The sequence below is a fragment of the Curtobacterium sp. 1544 genome (assembly GCF_040544915.1).
GTDB lineage: Bacteria > Actinomycetota > Actinomycetes > Actinomycetales > Microbacteriaceae > Curtobacterium > Curtobacterium pusillum_C.
Window position 1 is genome coordinate 44,181 of the sequence record NZ_JBEPKX010000016.1, and the last position, 17,140, is coordinate 61,320.

Sequence of the window (17,140 nt, forward strand, 5' to 3'; positions counted from 1 at the left end):
GGCTACTTCAGGACGGGGGTGTTGGTCTCCGAGGAGAGCCACTTGGTCTGCAGGTCCTTCAGGGTGCCGTCCTCGTCGAGTGCGGCGAGGGCCTTGTCGACCTTGCTCGTCAACTCCGAGTCCTTCGGCAGCACGAACCCGAACTGGTCCCCCTTGCCGTCCGCCGGGAACTGCGCCGACACCGTGCCGTCGTCGAGCTGCGCGGCCGCCATGTAGAACGCCGTCGGCAGGTCGGTGACGATCGCGTCGATCTGGCCGGACTTGAGCGCCAGCACGGCGTCGTCGTTCGAGTTGAAGACCTGCGGGGTGACCCCGAGCACGCTCTTCACGCTGGCGATCGACGTCGAACCGGTGGCGACCCCGATGGCGTCCTTCTTCAGCTCGTCGATCGTGGTGTGGTCGACGGCCTTCGACTTCTCGGTCGTCACGACGGCCTGCGTCGTCGTGTAGTACGCGCTCGACATGTCGACGGCCTTCTTGCGCTTGGCGTCGATGGAGAACTGCTGGACGTTGAGGTCCCAGTCCTTCGGGCCCGGGGCGATCGCGCTGTCGAAGGTGCTGCGCTTCCAGACCACGTCGGACTTGCTGTAGCCCATCTCCTTCGCGACCGCGTAGGCCACGGCGGACTCGAAGCCCTTGCCGGACTGCGGCTTGTTGTCCTCGACCCACGGGGAGTACGCGGGCTGCCCGGTCGCGATCGTGAGCTTGCCGTCGGTGACGGTGCCGTCGCCGTTGCTGCTACCGCCGGCAGAGCAGGCGGACAGCGCGAGTGCGGCGACCGCGGCGGTGGCCACGGCGATGGTGAGGCGGAGGGAACGGGTCACGGTCGGGCCTTCGTGAGGTGGTCAGGGCAGGACGAAGTGTACTTCGCATTGGGATACCAGCGCGAAACGACCGTCACCGGGTGACGCACCCGCGGCCATCGACCGCCTCGCGCCCGACTGGTAACCTGCAGGTGCGGGCTGAACCGAGCGCATGCTCGGCTGAGGTCTGAGATCAAGGGGCGTCCCAGCACGGGGCGCCCCCTTTCCGTTCCCTGAGCGCCCCTTGTCTCTCAGGACGTTTCCGAACGCCGTCACGGCCAGACGACGATCGCGTCCCGGCGGGCGTTCGTGACCTCGGTCCGCCAGACCGGCCGGAGCTCGTCCCACATCGTCTCGTCACAGACACTGCCGCTCTTCGCGCCCGGCGCCTGGAACCGTCGGAACGCCGCGTACGCCACGAGGTCGGCGGCCTGGATGAAGTACGACGACGCGGAGTCGCGCGGAACCGGGTCCTCGACCAGCAACGGCGCCGTGACCCGGACACCACCGGGAGCGAAGCTGTGTCGGCGGAACCGACGGTGGATCGCGCGGACCGTCGCGTCGTCTCCGCCGTCGTGCACGAGGATGATCGGCTTGCCGGACCGCTCCGAACGGAGTCGCAGACGCTGGAGCAGGTAGGTCCACGCCCGGTCCTCCGGCTGGTAGTCCATCGGACGCGCCTCCTTGTCGATCACGACCGCGAAGACACCGGAGGACGCCACCGTCAGCGCGGCGAGCGACCGGCGGAACACGTCACGCCGCTGACCGTCGCCGAGCCCGAGGTCGCGGAGGTCGCCCCGTCCGCGGAGCAGTACGTTCGCCTTGAGCTCGTGGCGGACGAGGATGCCGTAGGCGTCACGGAACTCACGACGGACTCCGGCCAGCCAGTCCAGGCGATCGGTCCAGTCCCCGCCGGGGACGAGGACGCAGCCCAGCGTGTACGTACGGGTCGCCCCGGGAGAGGCCGCAGGGTCGCCCTTGTCGCCCGTCTCGTCCACGTAGGCGAACTCGAACGGCGCCTCGAGCGCCGCTCGAGCGAGGGCGGGGACGCGGCCAGAGTCCATCCGACCAACATACCAATGTGGTACGTCAGTCCGCCATCGTGAAGTCGTCGAACGAGAACCCCGGCGACACGAGGCAGCTCAGCAGCACCTCGCCGTCGCCCGGGATCGTCCGCTGCCAGACCCCGCCGCGCACGAACGCCTGCGCGTCGTTCACGCGGTCGCGTCCGGCGTCCGGTCCGAGGGTGATGGTCGCTCCCGGCACGGGCTCGTCGCCGTCGCCACCGAGTTGCAGGTCGACGGCGTCGGGGCCGTGCCACATCCAGATCTCGTCGCTCGTCACCCGGTGCCAGGCGGAGGCTTCGCCCGGGGGCAGCAGGAAGTGGATGAGCGTCGCGGCCGGACGGTCGCCGGCGGCGGTCGACACCGTCGCGGGCGAGGTCCAGGTGCGGACGTACCAGCCGCCCTCCGGGTGCGGCTCCATGCCGAGGGCGACGGCGCGCTTCGGGACGTCGAGCCACTCGATCAGGGCGCCGCCCACGGTGCGTCGTGCGGCCATGCCGGGTCGGGGTGCGGTCTCGGTCATGGTTCCTCCAAGTGGTTCGGGGTGAGGTCGCCGTCGGCGGCCCGGACGACGCCGCGAATAACGGTCGCGACCGCTCGGCCGGCCCCGTCCTCGACGAGCTCGGCCATCGCGTCCGGCACGGTGCGGGCGTCGACGTCGAACACGGCGAGGTCCGCACGGGCCCCGACGGCGAGGTGCCCGATCCGGTCCGGCCCGACCGCGAGCCCCATGGCGTGCGCCCCGCCGAGGGTCGCCGCCGCGAGGAGCCGCTCGTGCAGGTCGCGGTGGCCGTAGCCCTGTGCGCGGGCGATCCGGTGCAGCGCGGTGACGTCGGCCATCAGGTCGAGGGACGGCGAGGACGACAGCGAGTCGGTGCCGATCGCGATGGGGCTGCCCTCGCGCAGGTAGTCGGCGACGGGCGGCGGGTCGAGTCCGATCACGGCGTTCGAGCGGGGGCAGAGCGCCACGGCGGTCCCGCGCGCCCGGAGCAGTGCTCGGTCGGCAGCGGTCATGTACACGCCGTGGGCGATGTGGCAGTCGGGGCCGAGCACGCCGAGCCGGTCGACGAAGGCCGTCGCGCTCGCGCCGAACCCGAGCGCGCGCATGGCCCGGAACGAGGGGACGTTCGCCAGGTGCCAGTCCGTGCCGTGTCCGACGCCGTCGACGCCGTCCAGCCCGGGGACCGGCCCGAGGGCGATGCGCTCCCCCTCGAACGCGGCCTCGCCGAGGTGCAGGTGCAGCCGGAGGCCGCGCTGCCGGACGATGTCGGGCAGCTCGAGCAGGGGCGCCACGTCGAGCGAGTACGGCGCGTGCGGTGAGAGCCCGGCGCCGGGTGTGGTCGGGACCCGTTCGAGCTCGGCGAGCACCTGGTCGCGGCCGTGGGTCTGCCAGGCCTCGTTCTCCCAGTCCATCACCTCCCAGTAGGCGATGCCGCCGAGACCGGAGTCCTCGAGGACCGTCGCCGCCTCGATGTCGGTGACGATGTCCGCGATGCTCGTCACGCCGGCGAGGATCGACGCCTCGGCACCGGCGGCAGCTTCGGCCCGCCAGTCGTGCGGTTCCGCGTAGTCCTCGTTGAACGCAGCAGCCCAGTCCTCGAAACCGTCGTACTGACGCCGGCCGACACTGGCCATGCCGGTGTACTGCAGGTGCGAGTGCGCGTTGACGAGTCCCGGCAGGAGCGCGCCGCGCCACCGTCGCTCGGTGAACGGCGTGCCGGACCCGGCGAGCTGGTCGACGACCCACGAGCGGTCGCCGACGTGCAGGATGCGGCCGTCCTGCACCGCCACGGCACCGTCCGCGATCGGCGGCGCCGTCATCGGGACGACGATGCGCGCAGCGTGCACGGTGACGGGGTGCGCGGCGGTCATGCGGGGTCTCCGAAACGGCGGGTCCGGACGTCCGGCTCGCGGTCCGCCGGGTGCTCGGCGACGAGGACGGGAGGCACGGGTCGGCTCCCGAACGCGGCGAGCGCCGCGCGGGCGGTCGCCTCGTCCACCGCGGGGTCGATCGGCACGACGGCGCGGTCGAGTTCGTCGCCGCGCTCCAGGAGCATCCGCACGGCGCCGAGCTGCGCGGCGAACGACAGGTCCATGATCTCGACGGGGTTGCCCTCGGCAGCGGTGATGTTGATGCAGCCGCCGTCGTCGAGCAGGAGCACGTGGTGGCCGTCCACCCACGTGAGGCGTTCGACCTTCCGGCCGATCGTCGTCCGGGCGGCACCGTCGGCGAGCGCGTCGTGGACCGCGACCTCCTGGTCGACCCCGCCGGCGACGGCGACGACCGCGCCGTCCGCGCAGGCCCGCAGCGTCCCGAGGTCGATGGTGTCCGGTACCCCCGTCGCGCTCATCACGAGATCGGCCTCGCGCACGGCGTCGGCGAGCGGCGCGACGGGGTAGCCGGCGAACAGCGCCTGCAGGGCGCGGACGGGGTCCGTCTCGGCGACCGTCACCCGGAACCCGAGCACGGTGAGCACCAGCGCGACCCCCTCGCCGACGTGCCCGTACCCGGCGACGACCGCCGTGCCTCCCGGCCGAACCCGGTGCGTGGCGTAGGCGAGCCCGTCGATCAGATCGAGCACCGCGAACACCGTCGACTGCCCGGTGCCGTACCGGTTGTCGAAGAACGTCTTCGTGCGGGCGTCGTTCACGGCGACCACAGGGATGCCGAGCGCGCCGCGGGACGCCATCACGCGCAGCGGGCGGAGGCCGCTCGTCGTCTCCTCCGCGGCACCGAGCATCGTCGGCAGCAGGTCCGGGCGCTCCTGGTGGGCCAGTCGGATCAGGTGCGAGCCGTCGTCGAGCAGGATGTGCGGCCGGGTGTCGAGCATCGCGAGAGCGAGTGCCTTCTGCTCCGAGGTCGTCGCGGTGCTGCTCGCGTGCACGGTCAGTCCGGCCTGCCGCAGGACGTCGGCGACGGCGTCGTCGGTCTCGTCGGCGTGGGCGTAGACGACGACCTCGGCACCGGCGTCCCGGAGGAGCAGGCTCAGCACGGCCGTCTTCGGTTCGAGGAACATCGCGACGCCGATCCGGGTGCCGCGGAGGAGCCCGCCGTCCCGGAGCTCGGCGGCGACGGCACGGGAGACCGGCATCGAGCGGCGTGCCCAGCGCAGGCGGGCCTCGGCGGCCGGGTCGTCCTCGGGGTCGCGACCCGTGGAGACGAGGAACACGTCGTCGGACAGCACCGGGACGCCGAGGACCCCGGGGCGGGCACTCGTCACGGGTCCGAAGGCGTCCTCGTCGACGGCGGGCAGGTGCCAGCCGGCGTCGACCACGACGAGGGTCGCTCCGCGGGGACGGTCGGCCTCGCGCTCGATGACCTGCGTCGACTCGTCGGGCGTGCCGAGGCACCAGAGCTGGTCGACGGGTTCGTGCTCGGCGGCGGCGCGGGCTCCCAGCCCGGTGAGCAGGCCGTGCAGCGCCGCAGTGTCGCGGGGGTCGCCGCCGACGATCCGGAACCGTCGGGCGGCGACGAGCATGTTCGTCGCGGCCGCGAACCGTCGGACCGCCGCGGACGCCCAGGCGAGGGTGTCGGGGTCGGGTCCTGGCGGCATGGTCCAATCGTATGGAATGCCGGAGGGCCTCCGGACGTAGTCTCTGGACATGAGCGATGCATCCTTCGACAAGGTCACGATGTTCGGTGCGGACTGGTGCCGCGACTGCCGCCGTTCCAAGGCGCTGCTCGACACCCTCGGGGTCGACTACGAGTACGTGGACGTCGAGGCGGACCTGTCGGCCGCCGGACGTGCCGAGGAGATCAGCGGCCGCAAGAACATCCCCGTGGTGGTGCTGCCGAACGGCAAGCACTTCGTGGAGCCGTCCGACGCCGAGCTGCGCTCGGAGCTCGAGGCCGCCGGCGTCGTCTGACGCGGAGCGCGGGCGCGGCGCGGCGCGGCGCGGCGCGGCGCGGCCCGGGCGTCCGTCGCTTTCGCGAAAGCGACAGATCGGCGCCGAACGGTGGCAGCATTCTGTCGCTTCGCCGGACCGGACGGCTCGGGCATGCGCGATCTGTCGCTTCGGCGGCACGGACCGCGCGCCTCGCGCCCGCAACGCGACCACTGCCTGGAGGCGCGGTGCGCGCCCGACGTGCACCGCGCCTCCAGTTCGTGGTGGGTCTGCGCACCCACATCCGCGCGGACATCGGATGAATCGGGCATGATGGCCGCGTGATCATCGATGCTCACCACCACCTCTGGGACCCCGCTGACCGGCCGTACCCGTGGATGGACGACTCCGTCGCCCCGATCCGCCGCCGGTTCGACGTGGACGACCTCCGCACCGCGACGCAGGCCACCGACGTCACGCGGACGATCGTCGTGCAGGCCGTCCACGACCCCGGCGAGACGGCGTGGCTCCTCGCGCAGCCCGCACCGGTCGCCGGCGTCGTCGGCTGGGTCGACCTGACGGCGCCCGACGTCGCGGACCGCCTGGCCACCATCGCCCACCCGCGCATGGTCGGGATCCGGCACCAGGCGCAGGACGAACCCGATCCCGAGTGGCTCGCGCGCCCCGACGTCGTCCGCGGAGTGCGGGCACTGGCCACGGCGGGAATCGTCTTCGACCTGCTCATCCGGGCACGGGAACACGCTGCTGCACTCGCCCTGGTCGACGCCGTACCGGAGGCGTCGTTCGTGCTCGACCACGCGGGGAAGCCGACGATCGAGCACGGTGATCCCGGGTGGCGGGAACGGATGCGCGACCTCGCGGCGAGGCCGAACGTCGCCTGCAAGGTCTCCGGACTGCTCACGGAAGCGGGCCCGGACTGGCAGCACCAGCCCGTCGCCCGGTACGCCCGTGAAACCGTCGAGACCTTCGGGCCGGACCGTTCGATGTTCGGCTCCGACTGGCCGGTGTCGACCCTCGCGACCGACTCCGTGGACGTTCTGCGCACCACCCAGGACGCACTCTCCGGCCTGACGCCAGCGGAGCGCGACGCCGTGTTCCGTGGCACGGCCGAGCGCGTGTACCTTGCCGGAGCATCGAGCCAGACATAGGATGTTTCTGCTGCACCGTCGCAGCAGGAGAGTGAGGAACGATGCGGTTCGCACGACTGGGCTCCGCCGGGAACGAGATCCCCGTGGCCATCGACACCGACGACGAGGTCCTCGACCTCCGGAGCATCACGAGCGACATCAGCGGGCCGTTCCTGGCGTCCGACCCGGGCCCGGCCGAACTCGTCCGTCACGCCCGGGCGGCCGGCGACCTCCCGGTGCTGCCCCGCGCCGAGGCCGACGCACTGCGACGTGGCGCTCCCGTCGCCCGCCCCGGCAAGGTCGTGTGCATCGGCCTGAACTACCGCGACCACGCGGCCGAGACCGGCGCCGACATCCCCACCGAGCCGATCGTCTTCATGAAGGACCCGATGACGGTGATCGGCCCCGACGACGAGGTCCTGGTCCCCCGCGGCAGCACCAAGACCGACTGGGAGATCGAGCTCGCGATCGTCATCGGCACCACGGCGCGGTACTGCGACTCCGCCGACGAAGCCGCGACCCACATCGCCGGGTACGCCATCGCCCACGACGTGTCCGAGCGGGCGTTCCAGCTCGAGCGCGGCGGCACCTGGGACAAGGGGAAGTCCTGCGAGACGTTCAATCCCCTCGGCCCCTGGCTGGTCACCCCCGACGAGGTCGACCCCGCGGCCCTCGCCCTCCGCCTGACCGTCAACGGCGAGGTGCGCCAGGACGGCACCACCGCGGACATGATCTTCCGGCCCGCCGAGATCGTCCGGTACCTGTCCCAGTTCATGGTCCTGTACCCGGGCGACGTGATCAGCACCGGCACCCCCGCGGGCGTCGCACTCGGCAGCGGTGCACCGTACCTGCAGCCCGGCGACGTGGTCGAGCTGACGGCGGACGGGCTCGGCTCGCAGCGACAGACGATCGGGGCGGCGTGATGGCCGAGGTGCGCAGCTCCGTCGGCGGGCGGAGCCACGACGGTGTCCGGGCGATCGTGACGGGCGGCGCCTCGGGCATCGGCGCGGCCATCGTCCAGGCGCTGCAGGAGCGCGGGGCGACGGTCGCCGTGCTCGACCTGCAGGCCTCGGCGGCCGGTGTGTTCTCGGTCCCGTGCGAGGTGAGCGACGACGACTCCGTGCGCACCGCCGTCGACGCCGCGGTGGAGCACCTCGGCGGCCTCGACGTCCTCGTGAACAACGCCGGCATCGGCGCGCAGGGCACGGTCGAGGACAACCCCGACGACGAGTGGCGACGCGTGTACGAGGTCAACGTGCTCGGCACCGTGCGGCTCTCCCGCGCCGCACTGCCGCACCTGCGCGCCTCGGGCAACGCCAGCATCGTGAACACCTGCTCGATCGCAGCCACCGCCGGACTCCCCCAGCGCGCGCTCTACTCCGCGACGAAGGGCGCCATCGCGGCGCTCACCCGGGCGATGGCCGCGGACCACCTCCGCGAGGGCGTCCGCGTGAACGCCGTCAACCCCGGCACCGCGGACACTCCGTGGATCGCGCGACTGCTCTCGACCGCGGGCGACCCGGCAGCGGAACGCGCCGCACTGGAGGCACGCCAACCGCACGGCCGACTCGTCGCGGCCGAGGAGGTCGCCGAGGCGGTCGCGTACCTGACGAGTCCGCTCGCCCGGTCGACGACCGGGGTCGACCTGGCGGTCGACGGCGGGATGCAGGCGCTGCGGCTCCGGCCCGCCTGATGGTCCCGATCGGACGGCCTGGGCCCACGCCGCCGGTTCCGGGCCGACGCGCCAGCGGCGGACCGGCCGCGCCGGTGGGGAGAGGCACGGTGCCGGTATCGTCAGCGTGTCCCGTCCGCTCGTGGTCGGGTCCCAGGAGGTGGTGACGTGGCTTCGCTGACGGACGACGCGATCGCGCGCATCCAGCAGATGATCGTGAGCGGCGAACTCCAGCCCGGGCAGCGCCTCCCGCCGGAGAAGGAGCTCAGCGAGTCACTGGGGCTGTCACGGAACAGCCTGCGCGAAGCGGTGAAGGCCCTCGAACTCATCCGCGTGCTCGACGTCCGACGCGGCGACGGCACCTACGTCACGTCACTCGAGCCGTCGGTGCTGCTCGAGGCGGTGTCGTTCGTCGTCGACATGCACCACGACCGGTCCCTCGTCGACCTGCTCGAGGTCCGTCGCATCCTGGAGCCAGCGTCCGCCGTCCTCGCGACCGCCCGTGCGTCGGAGCAGCAGATCGACGACCTGGCGACCCTGATGCACTCCGTCGGCGAGGACACCGGCGTCGAGGACCTCGTCGCCCACGACCTCCTGTTCCACTCGACGATCGCGGGCATCGGCGGCAACCAGTACCTGTCCGGGCTGCTGGACGCCCTGTCGAGCAAGACCGTGCGGGTACGAGTGTGGCGCGGCCTGACGCAGAACGGCTCCGTGCAGCGCACCCTCGACGAGCACGCGGCGATCGTGGACGCCATCCGCCGCCGGGACCCGCAGCTCGTCCAGGCACTGGTGGTGTCGCACGTCGAGGGCGTCGAGCGCTGGCTCCGCCGTTCCCTCGACTGAGGACGCACCCAGGCAGGGGCGTGTTGGGTCGGACGTCGGCCCTGACTCCGGCAACCATGCCGCGGCAACCGCACCCACGAGGAGGAAACCGTGCTCGGTCTCATCATCAGCTTGATCATCATCGGACTCATCGCCGGCGCCATCGCGCGACTGGTCATCCCCGGCAAGCAGCACATCTCGATCCCCATGACCATCCTGCTCGGCATCATCGGGTCGTTCGTCGGGGGCTTCCTCGGCTTCCTGATCTTCCAGCACGACCCGATGGACGGCTTCTTCCAGCCGGCGGGGATCATCGGGTCGATCATCGGCGCGATCATCGTGCTGTTCGTCTACACGCGCTTCGCGGGTCGCTCGGCGCGCACGAACTGACGCGTCCGGCGTCCCGCCGCGCCCCCGCACGAACACCGCGCCCCGTCGAGACGGGGCGCGATGTTCGTACGGGGGCGCAGTGCCGTCAGTCAGCCAGCAGGCCCGCCGCGCACAGGTCGTCCCAGAGCGCCTCGGGCACGCCGGCCGCGGTGCGCGACACGTTCGAGCGCACCTGGTCGGCGGACTGGGCACCGAGGGCGATCGCGCGGACGGCAGCAGCTCGGCGCGGGAACGCCAGCGCCGCCTCGGGCAGGGTGACGCCGTGCCGTTCGCAGACGTCCGCGATCGCGTTCGCCCGCTCGACGAGGGACCCGGGCGCGGTCGCGTAGTCGTACGTCGCCCCCGCTCCGGGCCGGTCGACCCCGAGCAGCCCCGAGTTGTAGACGCCGACCGCCACCACCGCGACGCCGAGCTCCTCGCACCGTGCGACGAGGGCCGCCGCCGGCTGTTCGAGCAGCGTGTACCGGCCCGCGAGCATCACGACGTCGCACAGGCCGGTCGAAACCGCCGCGTCGAGTGCCTCCACCGAGTTCGACCCGACGCCGACCGCCCGGACCACGCCCTCGTCCCGCAGCTCGGCGAGGGTCGGCAGCGCCTGGGTCAGACCGTCCGGCAGCGAGTACACGTCCGGGTCGTGCAGGTACGCGATGTCGACGTGGTCGAGTCCGAGCCGACCGAGCGACTCGTCGAGGGACCTCCGGACGCCCGAGGGTGACGGGTCCCACTGCCGGACGAGGTCGTTCGGCACCGCGAAGCCGCCCGGTTCCAGGTCGTCGCCGTCGCCACGACCGGGGACGAGCAGTCGCCCGACCTTGGTCGACACGAGGTAGTCCGATCGGGGCCGTCCGGCGAGCGCCGCCCCGAGCCGGCGCTCGGACAGTCCGAGGCCGTAGTGCGGTGCGGTGTCGTACCCGCGGACACCGGCGTCCCAGGCGGCGTCGACCGCGGCCCGCGCGTCGTCGTCGGACACCGGCCGCAGCAGGTTCCCGATGCCCGCACCGCCGAACCAGAACGGCCCGCGGTCGAGGTCGACCGTCGTGCCGTTCACCGGTCGACCTGCCCCGACAGGGTCCAGACGAGCGGCACGCCGTCGTCGTTCCCCGAGTAGTCGTCGTCGGCCTCGAGCAACGGGTTGACGACGTCCTGCCAGGCGGCGTTCACCGGATCGTCCGCCAACGCGCGGCGCATCGCACGGTAGTCCTCGACCTCGATGAGGTGGACGAGGTCCTGGCCGTCGCGCCAGATGCTCCAGTTCGACACCCCGGCGGCCCGGAGTCGCTCGACGAGCGCGGGCGGGATGGCGGCGTGCACGCGCTCGTACTCCGCCTCCATCCCGCTCCGCAGGCGGGTCCTCGAGAGGATGCGCTGCATCAGTCGCGCAGGAACAGCTCGACCACGGGCACGGCGACGTCCGGCCGCACGATCGGCAGCGTGAGCGTCAGCGTCCCGGCGGGCTGCCCGCCGAGCCCGGTGTTCTGCGCGCGGGTCCCCGGCGGGATCTCCCGGTAGTGGATCTCGGACGCGTCGTTCAGCAGCTGCGCGTACTCCACCCGGCCGGCGAGGTCGGGCAGGTGCACGTGCTCGAACGGCCACGTGAACAGGTGCAGGTACAGCCGGTTGCCGTTCTGCGTGTAGACGGTGCCGGCCGGCGCGGTGAACGTCGACGGCCCGGCGCCGTAGACGGACCGGTCGTGCCGACGCATCCAGTCGCCGATCCCGGCGAGCGCCGTCCGTGCGACCCCGTCGAACTCGCCGCGACCGGTCGGCCCGACGTTGAGGAGCATGTTCCCGTTGTTCGACACCCCGTCGACGAGCATCCGGACGAGCAGGTCCGTGCTCTTCACGTTGAGGTTGTCGCGGTCGTAGCCCCACGAGCCGTTCAGGGTCTGGCAGGCCTCCCACGGCACCTGGACGCCGTCGACCTCCATCGGCTTGTCGGGCTGGTACTGCTCGGGTGTGACGATGTCGCCGGGCAGGTCGAGCCGGTCGTTCACGATGATGCCGGGCTGGAGCCGCTTCGTCAGCGCCAGCAGCTCCGAGGACCCCCAGTCGTCGCGGCCCTTGCCGCCCCAGATGTCCTCGTGGTCGTTGTCGCGGTACGAGAAGTCGTAGAACAGGTAGTCGATCCGCCCGTAGTCGGTCAGCAGTTCCTCCACCTGGCCGTGGAGGTATGAACGGTAGCGGGCCATGTCGCGACCTTCGTTCAGCGCCGCGATCGCCGCGTCGCCGTCGTCCCGCCGCGGGTGCACGCCGTCGACGGTGAAGTCCGGGTGGTGCCAGTCGATGAGCGAGTGGTAGAAGCCGACCCGCAGTCCCTCGGCGCGGACGGCGTCGACGAACTCGCGCACGATGTCCCGGCCGAACGGGGTGTTCGTGGACTTGTAGTCGGTCAGGGCGCTGTCCCAGAGCGCGAAGCCCTCGTGGTGCTTCGTGGTGAGGACGACGTACTTCATCCCCGCCTCGCGGGCACGGCGGGCCCAGTCGGCGGCGTCGAACAGGTCCGGGTCGAAGTGGTCGAAGTACTTCTGGTAGTCCGCGTCGGTGATCCGCTCGCGGTTCTTCACCCACTCGTGCCGTGCCGGCAGGGCGTACAGCCCCCAGTGGATGAACATGCCGAACCGGTCGTGGGTGAACCAGGCGGGCAGGCCGCTCGCGTCGGTCGCGGTCTGCGGCTCTGCAGGTGCGGTGATGGTCATGGGGCCAGTGTTCCTTTCAGGTGGGACGGGTGTCAGCGGCCGCCGAGGCCGGAGGTGACGATGCCCTTGACGAGGTGCTTCTGGAGCAGGATCAGCAGGATGACGGTGGGCAGCATCGAGATCACCGACGCTGCCATCACGAGGTTCCACTCGGAGCCCTGCTGCCCGAAGAACTGCTGCAGGCCGAGCGGGATGGTGCCGTGGGCCTCGACGTCGTTCACGACGACGAGCGGCCAGAGGAACGAGTTCCAGTAGGAGATGAACGAGAACACGGCGAGCACGGCCATGGTCGGGCGGGCGAGCGGGAGCATCACCGAGAAGAACGTCCGGATCGCTCCGGCTCCGTCGACCCGAGCGGCGTCGTCGAGCTCCTGCGGCACGGTGAGGAAGAACTGCCGGATCAGGAACGCCCCGAGCGCCGTGAACGCCCACGGGATGATGAGCGCCTGGAACGTGTCGACCCAGCCGAAGCCCTGCATCATCACGTACATCGGGATGACGAGGACGTCCTGCGGGATCATCAGCGTGACGAGGAACAGCAGGAACACGGTGTTCCGTCCACGCCAGCGCAGCCGGGAGAACGCGTACCCGGAGAGCACGGCCACGGCGACGTTGATCGCGGTCCCCACGGCCGCCACGAAGACGCCGTTGAGGATGAACCGCGCGAACGGCAGGTACGTGAACGCCTGCACGTAGTTGTCCCACTCGAGCGAGCGGCCCCAGAGCGTCGGCGGCGTGGTGAACACCTGGTCGGCGGGCTTGAGGCTCGTCGCCACCATGTAGATGAGCGGCGAGACGAACAGCAGTGCGACGAGGCACAGCAGGGCGTACCCGATCGCGTGCCGCACCCGTCCGGGTCGTGGTGCGGACTTCGTCCTGGCCACGGCACGCGGGTTGACCGTCCGGTTCGACGTCGTGGCGCCGAGGCGACCGCGGACTGCTTCACTCATAGTGCACCCACCGCTTCTGGCCGAGGAACTGGATGGCCGTGATCCCGAGGATGATGACGAACAGCACCCAGGCGCCGGCCGATGCCAGCCCGAGTTGCTGGTTCTGGAAGCCGGTGTTGTAGATGTACTGCACAAGGGTCTCCGTCGCGGTGCCCGGGCCGCCCTTCGTCAGGACGAACGGCTGGACGAACACCTGGAACGAGGTGATCAGCGTCATCATCGTCGCGAAGAACACCGACGGCGAGATGAGCGGGAACTTGATGGCCCAGAACGTCTGCCAGGCGTTCGCTCCGTCGAGCTGCGAGGCCTCGATCTGGTTCTCCGGCACGGCGTCGAGCGCCGCCGAGAAGATCAGCATGTTGTAGCCGAAGCCCTGCCACACGCTCATCGCGACGATGGCGAGCATCGCCCAGTGCTCGTCGGCGAGGAAGTTCGGCGCGTGCACGCCGACGGTGGACTGCAGGGATGCGTCGATCGCGCCACCGGGCTGGTACAGCATCCGCCACACCACGACGTTCGCGACGATCGGCGTGATGGTCGGGATGAAGAACAGGACGCGGAAGACGTGCCGGCCAGCGATCCGCGGCGTCAGCCAGGCGGCGAGCCCGAGCGACACGACGAGGTTGAGGGGCACGTAGAGCACCACGAACAGCGCCGTGTTGAGTGCGACGGTCCGGAACACCGGGTCGGCGAAGAGCCGGGCGTAGTTCTCGATGCCGGCCCAGCTGCGTTCGCCGAGCATCGGCCAGTTCATGAAGCTCACGACGAGGGACGCGACGATCGGGAACGCGGTGAAGACGACGAGGCCGATCGAGTGCGGCGCGGCGAAGGCGGCGCCCCACCAGGAGCGCCGTCCGAGCGCGCTCGTGTCCTCGCCGCCCTTCCGCCGTGGGGTGGCGGTCCCGACCGCGACCGCGGTCGCGACCGCGGGGACGGCCGCTTCGGCCGGTGGGTCCTGGATGGTGGTCATGCGACGACCTCCTCGTCGTTCGCGCGGTCCTGAACAGGGGATGGATCGGACTGGAGGCCCGTGGCGGGGCCGCAACGGGCCTCCAGTCCGCTCACTGGTTCAGCTGGTCACTGCGTGCCGAGCTGGCCCGCGATGGAGGACATGGATTCCTTGCCGGAGGTCTGCCCGTTCACCGCCTGCAGCGCGTACTGCGTGAACAGCTGCGAGAGCTGGTCGCTCTGCTTGTTCCCGAGGAGCGGCGACGACTTCGCGAGGCCCGCCTTGAGCGCGGCCTCGGCGCCGTCGATGCCGGCGCTCGAGTACCACGCCGACTGGGCGGCGGTGCGGCCGGGGAAGGCACGTCCCGCTTCGGCGAGCGACGTCAGGACCTTCTCGCTGGTCATCGTCTGGACGGCCTTGAACGCCTGCTCCGGGTACTTGCACTGCTTCGAGATGCCGAAGCCCGAGCCGGCCGCGAAGGTCGACGGACCGGACGTCCCGGCGGGGAGCGTCGTGACGCCGAGGTCGAACTGCACCTTGGCCTTCTGGCTGATGAGCGACCACGGACCGTCGGTGTACATCGCGACCTTGCCGGCGGCGAAGTCGTTGCCGGGGGTCGACGAGTCCGACGACGCCTGCGTGGCGTACCCCTTCTTGACGAGCGACGCGAGCCAGTCGAGGCCGTCCGCGAACTTCGCGTTCGTCGCGTCGAGCTTGCCGCTGGAGGTGATCACCCGGCCGCCGTTGTAGCCGTAGACCAGCGACTCGAGGTTCAGGTCACCGACGGTCGAGCCGAACATCGTGATGCCCTTGGCCTTCAGCGCGGCCCCGGCAGCCTCGAAGTCGTCGACGGTCCAGCCGGGCTTCGGCTCGGCCACGCCTGCCTTCTCGAAGACGTCCTTGTTGTAGAACATCATGATGGGGCCGGTGTCGTAGGGCAGGCCGTAGAGCTTCCCGTCGACCTTCATGCCGTCGAGCGCGGTGCTGTCGAACGCGGACAGGTCGGTGCCGTCCTTCTCGGCGAGGTCGTCGAGCGGCAGCAGCGACGACGTGTAGTTCGCGGCGCGGAGGGACTGCATGCTCACGACGCACTGGGCGCCGCCCGCGCTCAACTGTGTGCTGAGCTTCGTGAAGTAGTTCTCGAACGGCGCACCCTGGATCGTCAGGGTGATGCCGTCCTCGCTCTTCACGGTGTCGGCGACCTTCTGCCAGGCGGCCTTGTCCTCCTTCCCGGCGATCCACATGGACCAGGTCAGGGCGTCCTTCGACTGGCTTCCACCGGCACTGCTGCCGGAGGAACAGCCGGTGAGCACGAGGGCCGCGGCAGCTGCCGCCGCGAGCCCGGCGAACATCCGTCGTCGTTGCATCGGAGTCTCCACTTCGTCGTGGTGATCGGGTGAGGGTGGGGGTGTGTTGGTCAGGCGACGCGGACCGCGTCGGGGATCGACTCGGTCGAACCGGCCCAGACCGGGCCGTCCGGGTACGAGTACGTGGCGAGGGAGTCGGCGAGCATCTCGGTCCCGGCGCCGGGGGCGGTCGGGGGCCAGTAGTGCCCGTCGTGCACGTCGACCGGGGTCACGAAGTGCTCGTGCAGGTGGTCGACGTACTCGATGCAGCGGGTGTCGAGGTCGCCGGTGAGGGCGACCGCGTCGAACATCGACAGGTGCTGGACGGCCTCGCACAGGCCGACCCCGCCGGCGTGCGGGCAGACCCGGACGCCGTGCTTCGCCGCGAGGAGCAGGATCGCGAGGTTCTCGTTCACGCCGGCGACCCGGGTCGCGTCGATCTGCAGGACCGACATCGAGTGGGCCTGGATGAGCTGCTTCGCGATCACCCGGTTCGCCATGTGCTCGCCGGTCGCGACCGGGATCGGGGCGATGCGGCGGGCGATCTCGGCGTGTGCGAGGACGTCGTCGGGGCTCGTCGGCTCCTCGACCCAGGCGACGTCGAACTGCTCGAGCCGTTCGATCCAGGCCACCGCTTCGTCGACGTCCCAGCGCTGGTTGGCGTCGATCGCGATCCGGATGTCCGGGCCGACCGTGGCGCGGGCGATGCCCATCCGTCGGACGTCCTCGTCGACGTCGCCGCCGACCTTGAGCTTGATCTGGGCGAAGCCCTCGTCGACGGCCTCGCGGCAGAGTCGGGCGAGCTTCTCGTCGTCGTAGCCGAGCCAGCCCGGAGTGGTCGTGTACGCCGGGTAGCCCTGGCGCTCGAGTCGTGTACGACGCTCGGCACGGTGCGGGACGGCGTCGCGGAACATGTCGAGCGCCTCGTCGGGGGTGATCGCGTCCGTGAGGTACCGGAAGTCGACCAGGTCGACGAGCTCCTCGGGGCTCAGGTCCGAGAGGAGTGCCCACAGCGGCTGCCCGGCGCGCTTCGCCCGGAGGTCCCAGAGGGCGTTCACCACGGCGCCGATCGCCATGTGCATGACGCCCTTCTCCGGGCCGAGCCAGCGGAGCTGCGAGTCGTGCACGAGGGTGCGCCACGTGCCGCCCATGTCGGCGAGGACCGCTTCGGCGTCGGCACCCACGACGTGCTCGCGGAGGGCTGCGATCGCCGCCTCCTGCACCTCGTTGCCGCGGCCGATGGTGAAGACGAACGCTGCGCCGACGTGGCCGTCGAGGGCGTCGGTGGTGATCTCGACGTAGGCGGCGGAGTAGTCGGGTGCCGGGTTCATCGCGTCGGACCCGTCGTGCTCCCGCGAGGTCGGGAACCGGACGTCGCGCACGCGCAGACCGGTGATGCGGCTCATCGTGTCTCCTGCCCGTCCGGTCTCCGTCGACCGAACGAGGCAATCGAAACATCCGATGTATCTGCT

General features: G+C 71.1%; 18 protein-coding genes. 6 read left to right on the forward strand and 12 right to left on the reverse strand.

What is annotated here, in order from left to right; all coding sequences use genetic code 11:
• Positions 1–2: 2 nt before the first annotated feature.
• The 5 genes from ABIC61_RS11060 to ABIC61_RS11080 all read right to left on the reverse strand — a co-directional run bounded on the left by ABIC61_RS11060 (position 3) and on the right by ABIC61_RS11080 (position 5,421).
• Positions 3–824: an ABC transporter substrate-binding protein gene (locus tag ABIC61_RS11060; RefSeq protein ID WP_354029934.1), complete on the reverse strand. Its 822-nt coding sequence runs from the start codon at positions 822–824 to the stop codon at positions 3–5.
• A 251-nt stretch (positions 825–1,075) separates the two neighbouring features.
• Positions 1,076–1,867 carry a DUF3800 domain-containing protein gene (locus tag ABIC61_RS11065; RefSeq protein WP_354029935.1) on the reverse strand — a complete coding sequence of 264 codons (792 nt, stop codon included), beginning with the start codon at positions 1,865–1,867 and terminating at the stop codon, positions 1,076–1,078.
• 25 nt (positions 1,868–1,892) lie between these two features.
• Entirely contained in the window at positions 1,893–2,390 is a 498-nt protein-coding gene (locus ABIC61_RS11070) for a cupin domain-containing protein (protein WP_354029936.1), read from the reverse strand.
• Positions 2,387–3,739 carry an amidohydrolase family protein gene (locus tag ABIC61_RS11075; RefSeq protein ID WP_354029937.1) on the reverse strand — a complete coding sequence of 451 codons (1,353 nt, stop codon included), beginning with the start codon at positions 3,737–3,739 and terminating at the stop codon, positions 2,387–2,389. Before ABIC61_RS11075 ends, ABIC61_RS11070 begins: the two co-directional genes overlap by 4 nt.
• Positions 3,736–5,421, reverse strand: a complete 1,686-nt coding sequence (locus tag ABIC61_RS11080) for an adenosylhomocysteinase (RefSeq protein WP_354029938.1) — start codon at positions 5,419–5,421, stop codon at positions 3,736–3,738. Before ABIC61_RS11080 ends, ABIC61_RS11075 begins: the two co-directional genes overlap by 4 nt.
• A 49-nt stretch (positions 5,422–5,470) precedes the next feature.
• Here ABIC61_RS11080 and ABIC61_RS11085 point away from each other — a divergent pair, with 49 nt between their 5' ends.
• From ABIC61_RS11085 to ABIC61_RS11110, 6 genes are all read left to right on the forward strand, one after another.
• Positions 5,471–5,734 (forward strand): glutaredoxin family protein, encoded by a 264-nt coding sequence (locus tag ABIC61_RS11085; RefSeq protein ID WP_144752820.1) that lies wholly within the window; start codon positions 5,471–5,473, stop codon positions 5,732–5,734.
• Positions 5,735–6,033: 299 nt separating this feature from the next.
• Positions 6,034–6,861 (forward strand): amidohydrolase family protein, encoded by an 828-nt coding sequence (locus tag ABIC61_RS11090; protein ID WP_354029939.1) that lies wholly within the window; start codon positions 6,034–6,036, stop codon positions 6,859–6,861.
• 41 nt (positions 6,862–6,902) lie between these two features.
• Positions 6,903–7,763 carry a fumarylacetoacetate hydrolase family protein gene (locus tag ABIC61_RS11095; RefSeq protein WP_354029940.1) on the forward strand — a complete coding sequence of 287 codons (861 nt, stop codon included), beginning with the start codon at positions 6,903–6,905 and terminating at the stop codon, positions 7,761–7,763.
• Entirely contained in the window at positions 7,763–8,533 is a 771-nt protein-coding gene (locus ABIC61_RS11100) for an SDR family NAD(P)-dependent oxidoreductase (RefSeq protein ID WP_354029941.1), read from the forward strand. Before ABIC61_RS11095 ends, ABIC61_RS11100 begins: the two co-directional genes overlap by 1 nt.
• A 147-nt stretch (positions 8,534–8,680) precedes the next feature.
• A complete protein-coding gene (locus ABIC61_RS11105; protein ID WP_079237189.1) occupies positions 8,681–9,358 on the forward strand; it encodes a FadR/GntR family transcriptional regulator in 678 nt (225 codons plus the stop codon).
• A 90-nt stretch (positions 9,359–9,448) separates the two neighbouring features.
• The gene (locus tag ABIC61_RS11110; RefSeq protein ID WP_079237190.1) at positions 9,449–9,727 is read left to right on the forward strand and encodes a GlsB/YeaQ/YmgE family stress response membrane protein; all 279 of its coding nucleotides are present in this window, start codon (positions 9,449–9,451) and stop codon (positions 9,725–9,727) included.
• An 85-nt stretch (positions 9,728–9,812) separates the two neighbouring features.
• Here ABIC61_RS11110 and ABIC61_RS11115 read toward each other — a convergent pair whose 3' ends face one another.
• The 7 genes from ABIC61_RS11115 to ABIC61_RS11145 form a co-directional block, all read right to left on the reverse strand.
• Positions 9,813–10,775 carry an aldo/keto reductase gene (locus tag ABIC61_RS11115; protein WP_354029942.1) on the reverse strand — a complete coding sequence of 321 codons (963 nt, stop codon included), beginning with the start codon at positions 10,773–10,775 and terminating at the stop codon, positions 9,813–9,815.
• The gene (locus ABIC61_RS11120; RefSeq protein ID WP_354029943.1) at positions 10,772–11,098 is read right to left on the reverse strand and encodes an L-rhamnose mutarotase; all 327 of its coding nucleotides are present in this window, start codon (positions 11,096–11,098) and stop codon (positions 10,772–10,774) included. The genes ABIC61_RS11115 and ABIC61_RS11120 overlap by 4 nt, the downstream gene beginning before the upstream one ends.
• Positions 11,098–12,423 (reverse strand): alpha-L-fucosidase, encoded by a 1,326-nt coding sequence (locus ABIC61_RS11125; RefSeq protein WP_354029944.1) that lies wholly within the window; start codon positions 12,421–12,423, stop codon positions 11,098–11,100. The genes ABIC61_RS11120 and ABIC61_RS11125 overlap by 1 nt, the downstream gene beginning before the upstream one ends.
• Before the next feature lie 32 nt (positions 12,424–12,455).
• A complete protein-coding gene (locus tag ABIC61_RS11130) occupies positions 12,456–13,373 on the reverse strand; it encodes a carbohydrate ABC transporter permease (protein ID WP_144752838.1) in 918 nt (305 codons plus the stop codon).
• Positions 13,366–14,343, reverse strand: coding sequence for a carbohydrate ABC transporter permease (locus tag ABIC61_RS11135; RefSeq protein ID WP_144752841.1), 978 nt, complete (start codon positions 14,341–14,343; stop codon positions 13,366–13,368). Before ABIC61_RS11135 ends, ABIC61_RS11130 begins: the two co-directional genes overlap by 8 nt.
• A 107-nt stretch (positions 14,344–14,450) precedes the next feature.
• Positions 14,451–15,689: an ABC transporter substrate-binding protein gene (locus ABIC61_RS11140; RefSeq protein ID WP_354029945.1), complete on the reverse strand. Its 1,239-nt coding sequence runs from the start codon at positions 15,687–15,689 to the stop codon at positions 14,451–14,453.
• Positions 15,690–15,739: 50 nt separating this feature from the next.
• On the reverse strand, positions 15,740–17,074 hold the full coding sequence (locus ABIC61_RS11145) for an enolase C-terminal domain-like protein (protein WP_354029946.1): 1,335 nt from the start codon (positions 17,072–17,074) through the stop codon (positions 15,740–15,742).
• Between the last annotated feature and the right edge of the window lie 66 nt (positions 17,075–17,140).

What these genes read in the sequence shown, in the direction of transcription:
- ABIC61_RS11140 (WP_354029945.1), bottom strand. Translation starts at nt 15,689, where the DNA reads ATGCAACGACGACGGATGTTCGCCGGGCTCGCGGCGGCAGCTGCCGCG.
- ABIC61_RS11130 (WP_144752838.1), bottom strand. Translation starts at nt 13,373, where the DNA reads ATGAGTGAAGCAGTCCGCGGTCGCCTCGGCGCCACGACGTCGAACCGG.
- ABIC61_RS11135 (WP_144752841.1), bottom strand. Translation starts at nt 14,343, where the DNA reads ATGACCACCATCCAGGACCCACCGGCCGAAGCGGCCGTCCCCGCGGTC.
- ABIC61_RS11070 (WP_354029936.1), bottom strand. Translation starts at nt 2,390, where the DNA reads ATGACCGAGACCGCACCCCGACCCGGCATGGCCGCACGACGCACCGTG.
- ABIC61_RS11075 (WP_354029937.1), bottom strand. Translation starts at nt 3,739, where the DNA reads ATGACCGCCGCGCACCCCGTCACCGTGCACGCTGCGCGCATCGTCGTC.
- ABIC61_RS11145 (WP_354029946.1), bottom strand. Translation starts at nt 17,074, where the DNA reads ATGAGCCGCATCACCGGTCTGCGCGTGCGCGACGTCCGGTTCCCGACC.
- ABIC61_RS11085 (WP_144752820.1), top strand. Translation starts at nt 5,471, where the DNA reads ATGAGCGATGCATCCTTCGACAAGGTCACGATGTTCGGTGCGGACTGG.
- ABIC61_RS11120 (WP_354029943.1), bottom strand. Translation starts at nt 11,098, where the DNA reads ATGCAGCGCATCCTCTCGAGGACCCGCCTGCGGAGCGGGATGGAGGCG.
- ABIC61_RS11100 (WP_354029941.1), top strand. Translation starts at nt 7,763, where the DNA reads ATGGCCGAGGTGCGCAGCTCCGTCGGCGGGCGGAGCCACGACGGTGTC.
- ABIC61_RS11125 (WP_354029944.1), bottom strand. Translation starts at nt 12,423, where the DNA reads ATGACCATCACCGCACCTGCAGAGCCGCAGACCGCGACCGACGCGAGC.
- ABIC61_RS11080 (WP_354029938.1), bottom strand. Translation starts at nt 5,421, where the DNA reads ATGCCGCCAGGACCCGACCCCGACACCCTCGCCTGGGCGTCCGCGGCG.
- ABIC61_RS11095 (WP_354029940.1), top strand. Translation starts at nt 6,903, where the DNA reads ATGCGGTTCGCACGACTGGGCTCCGCCGGGAACGAGATCCCCGTGGCC.
- ABIC61_RS11065 (WP_354029935.1), bottom strand. Translation starts at nt 1,867, where the DNA reads ATGGACTCTGGCCGCGTCCCCGCCCTCGCTCGAGCGGCGCTCGAGGCG.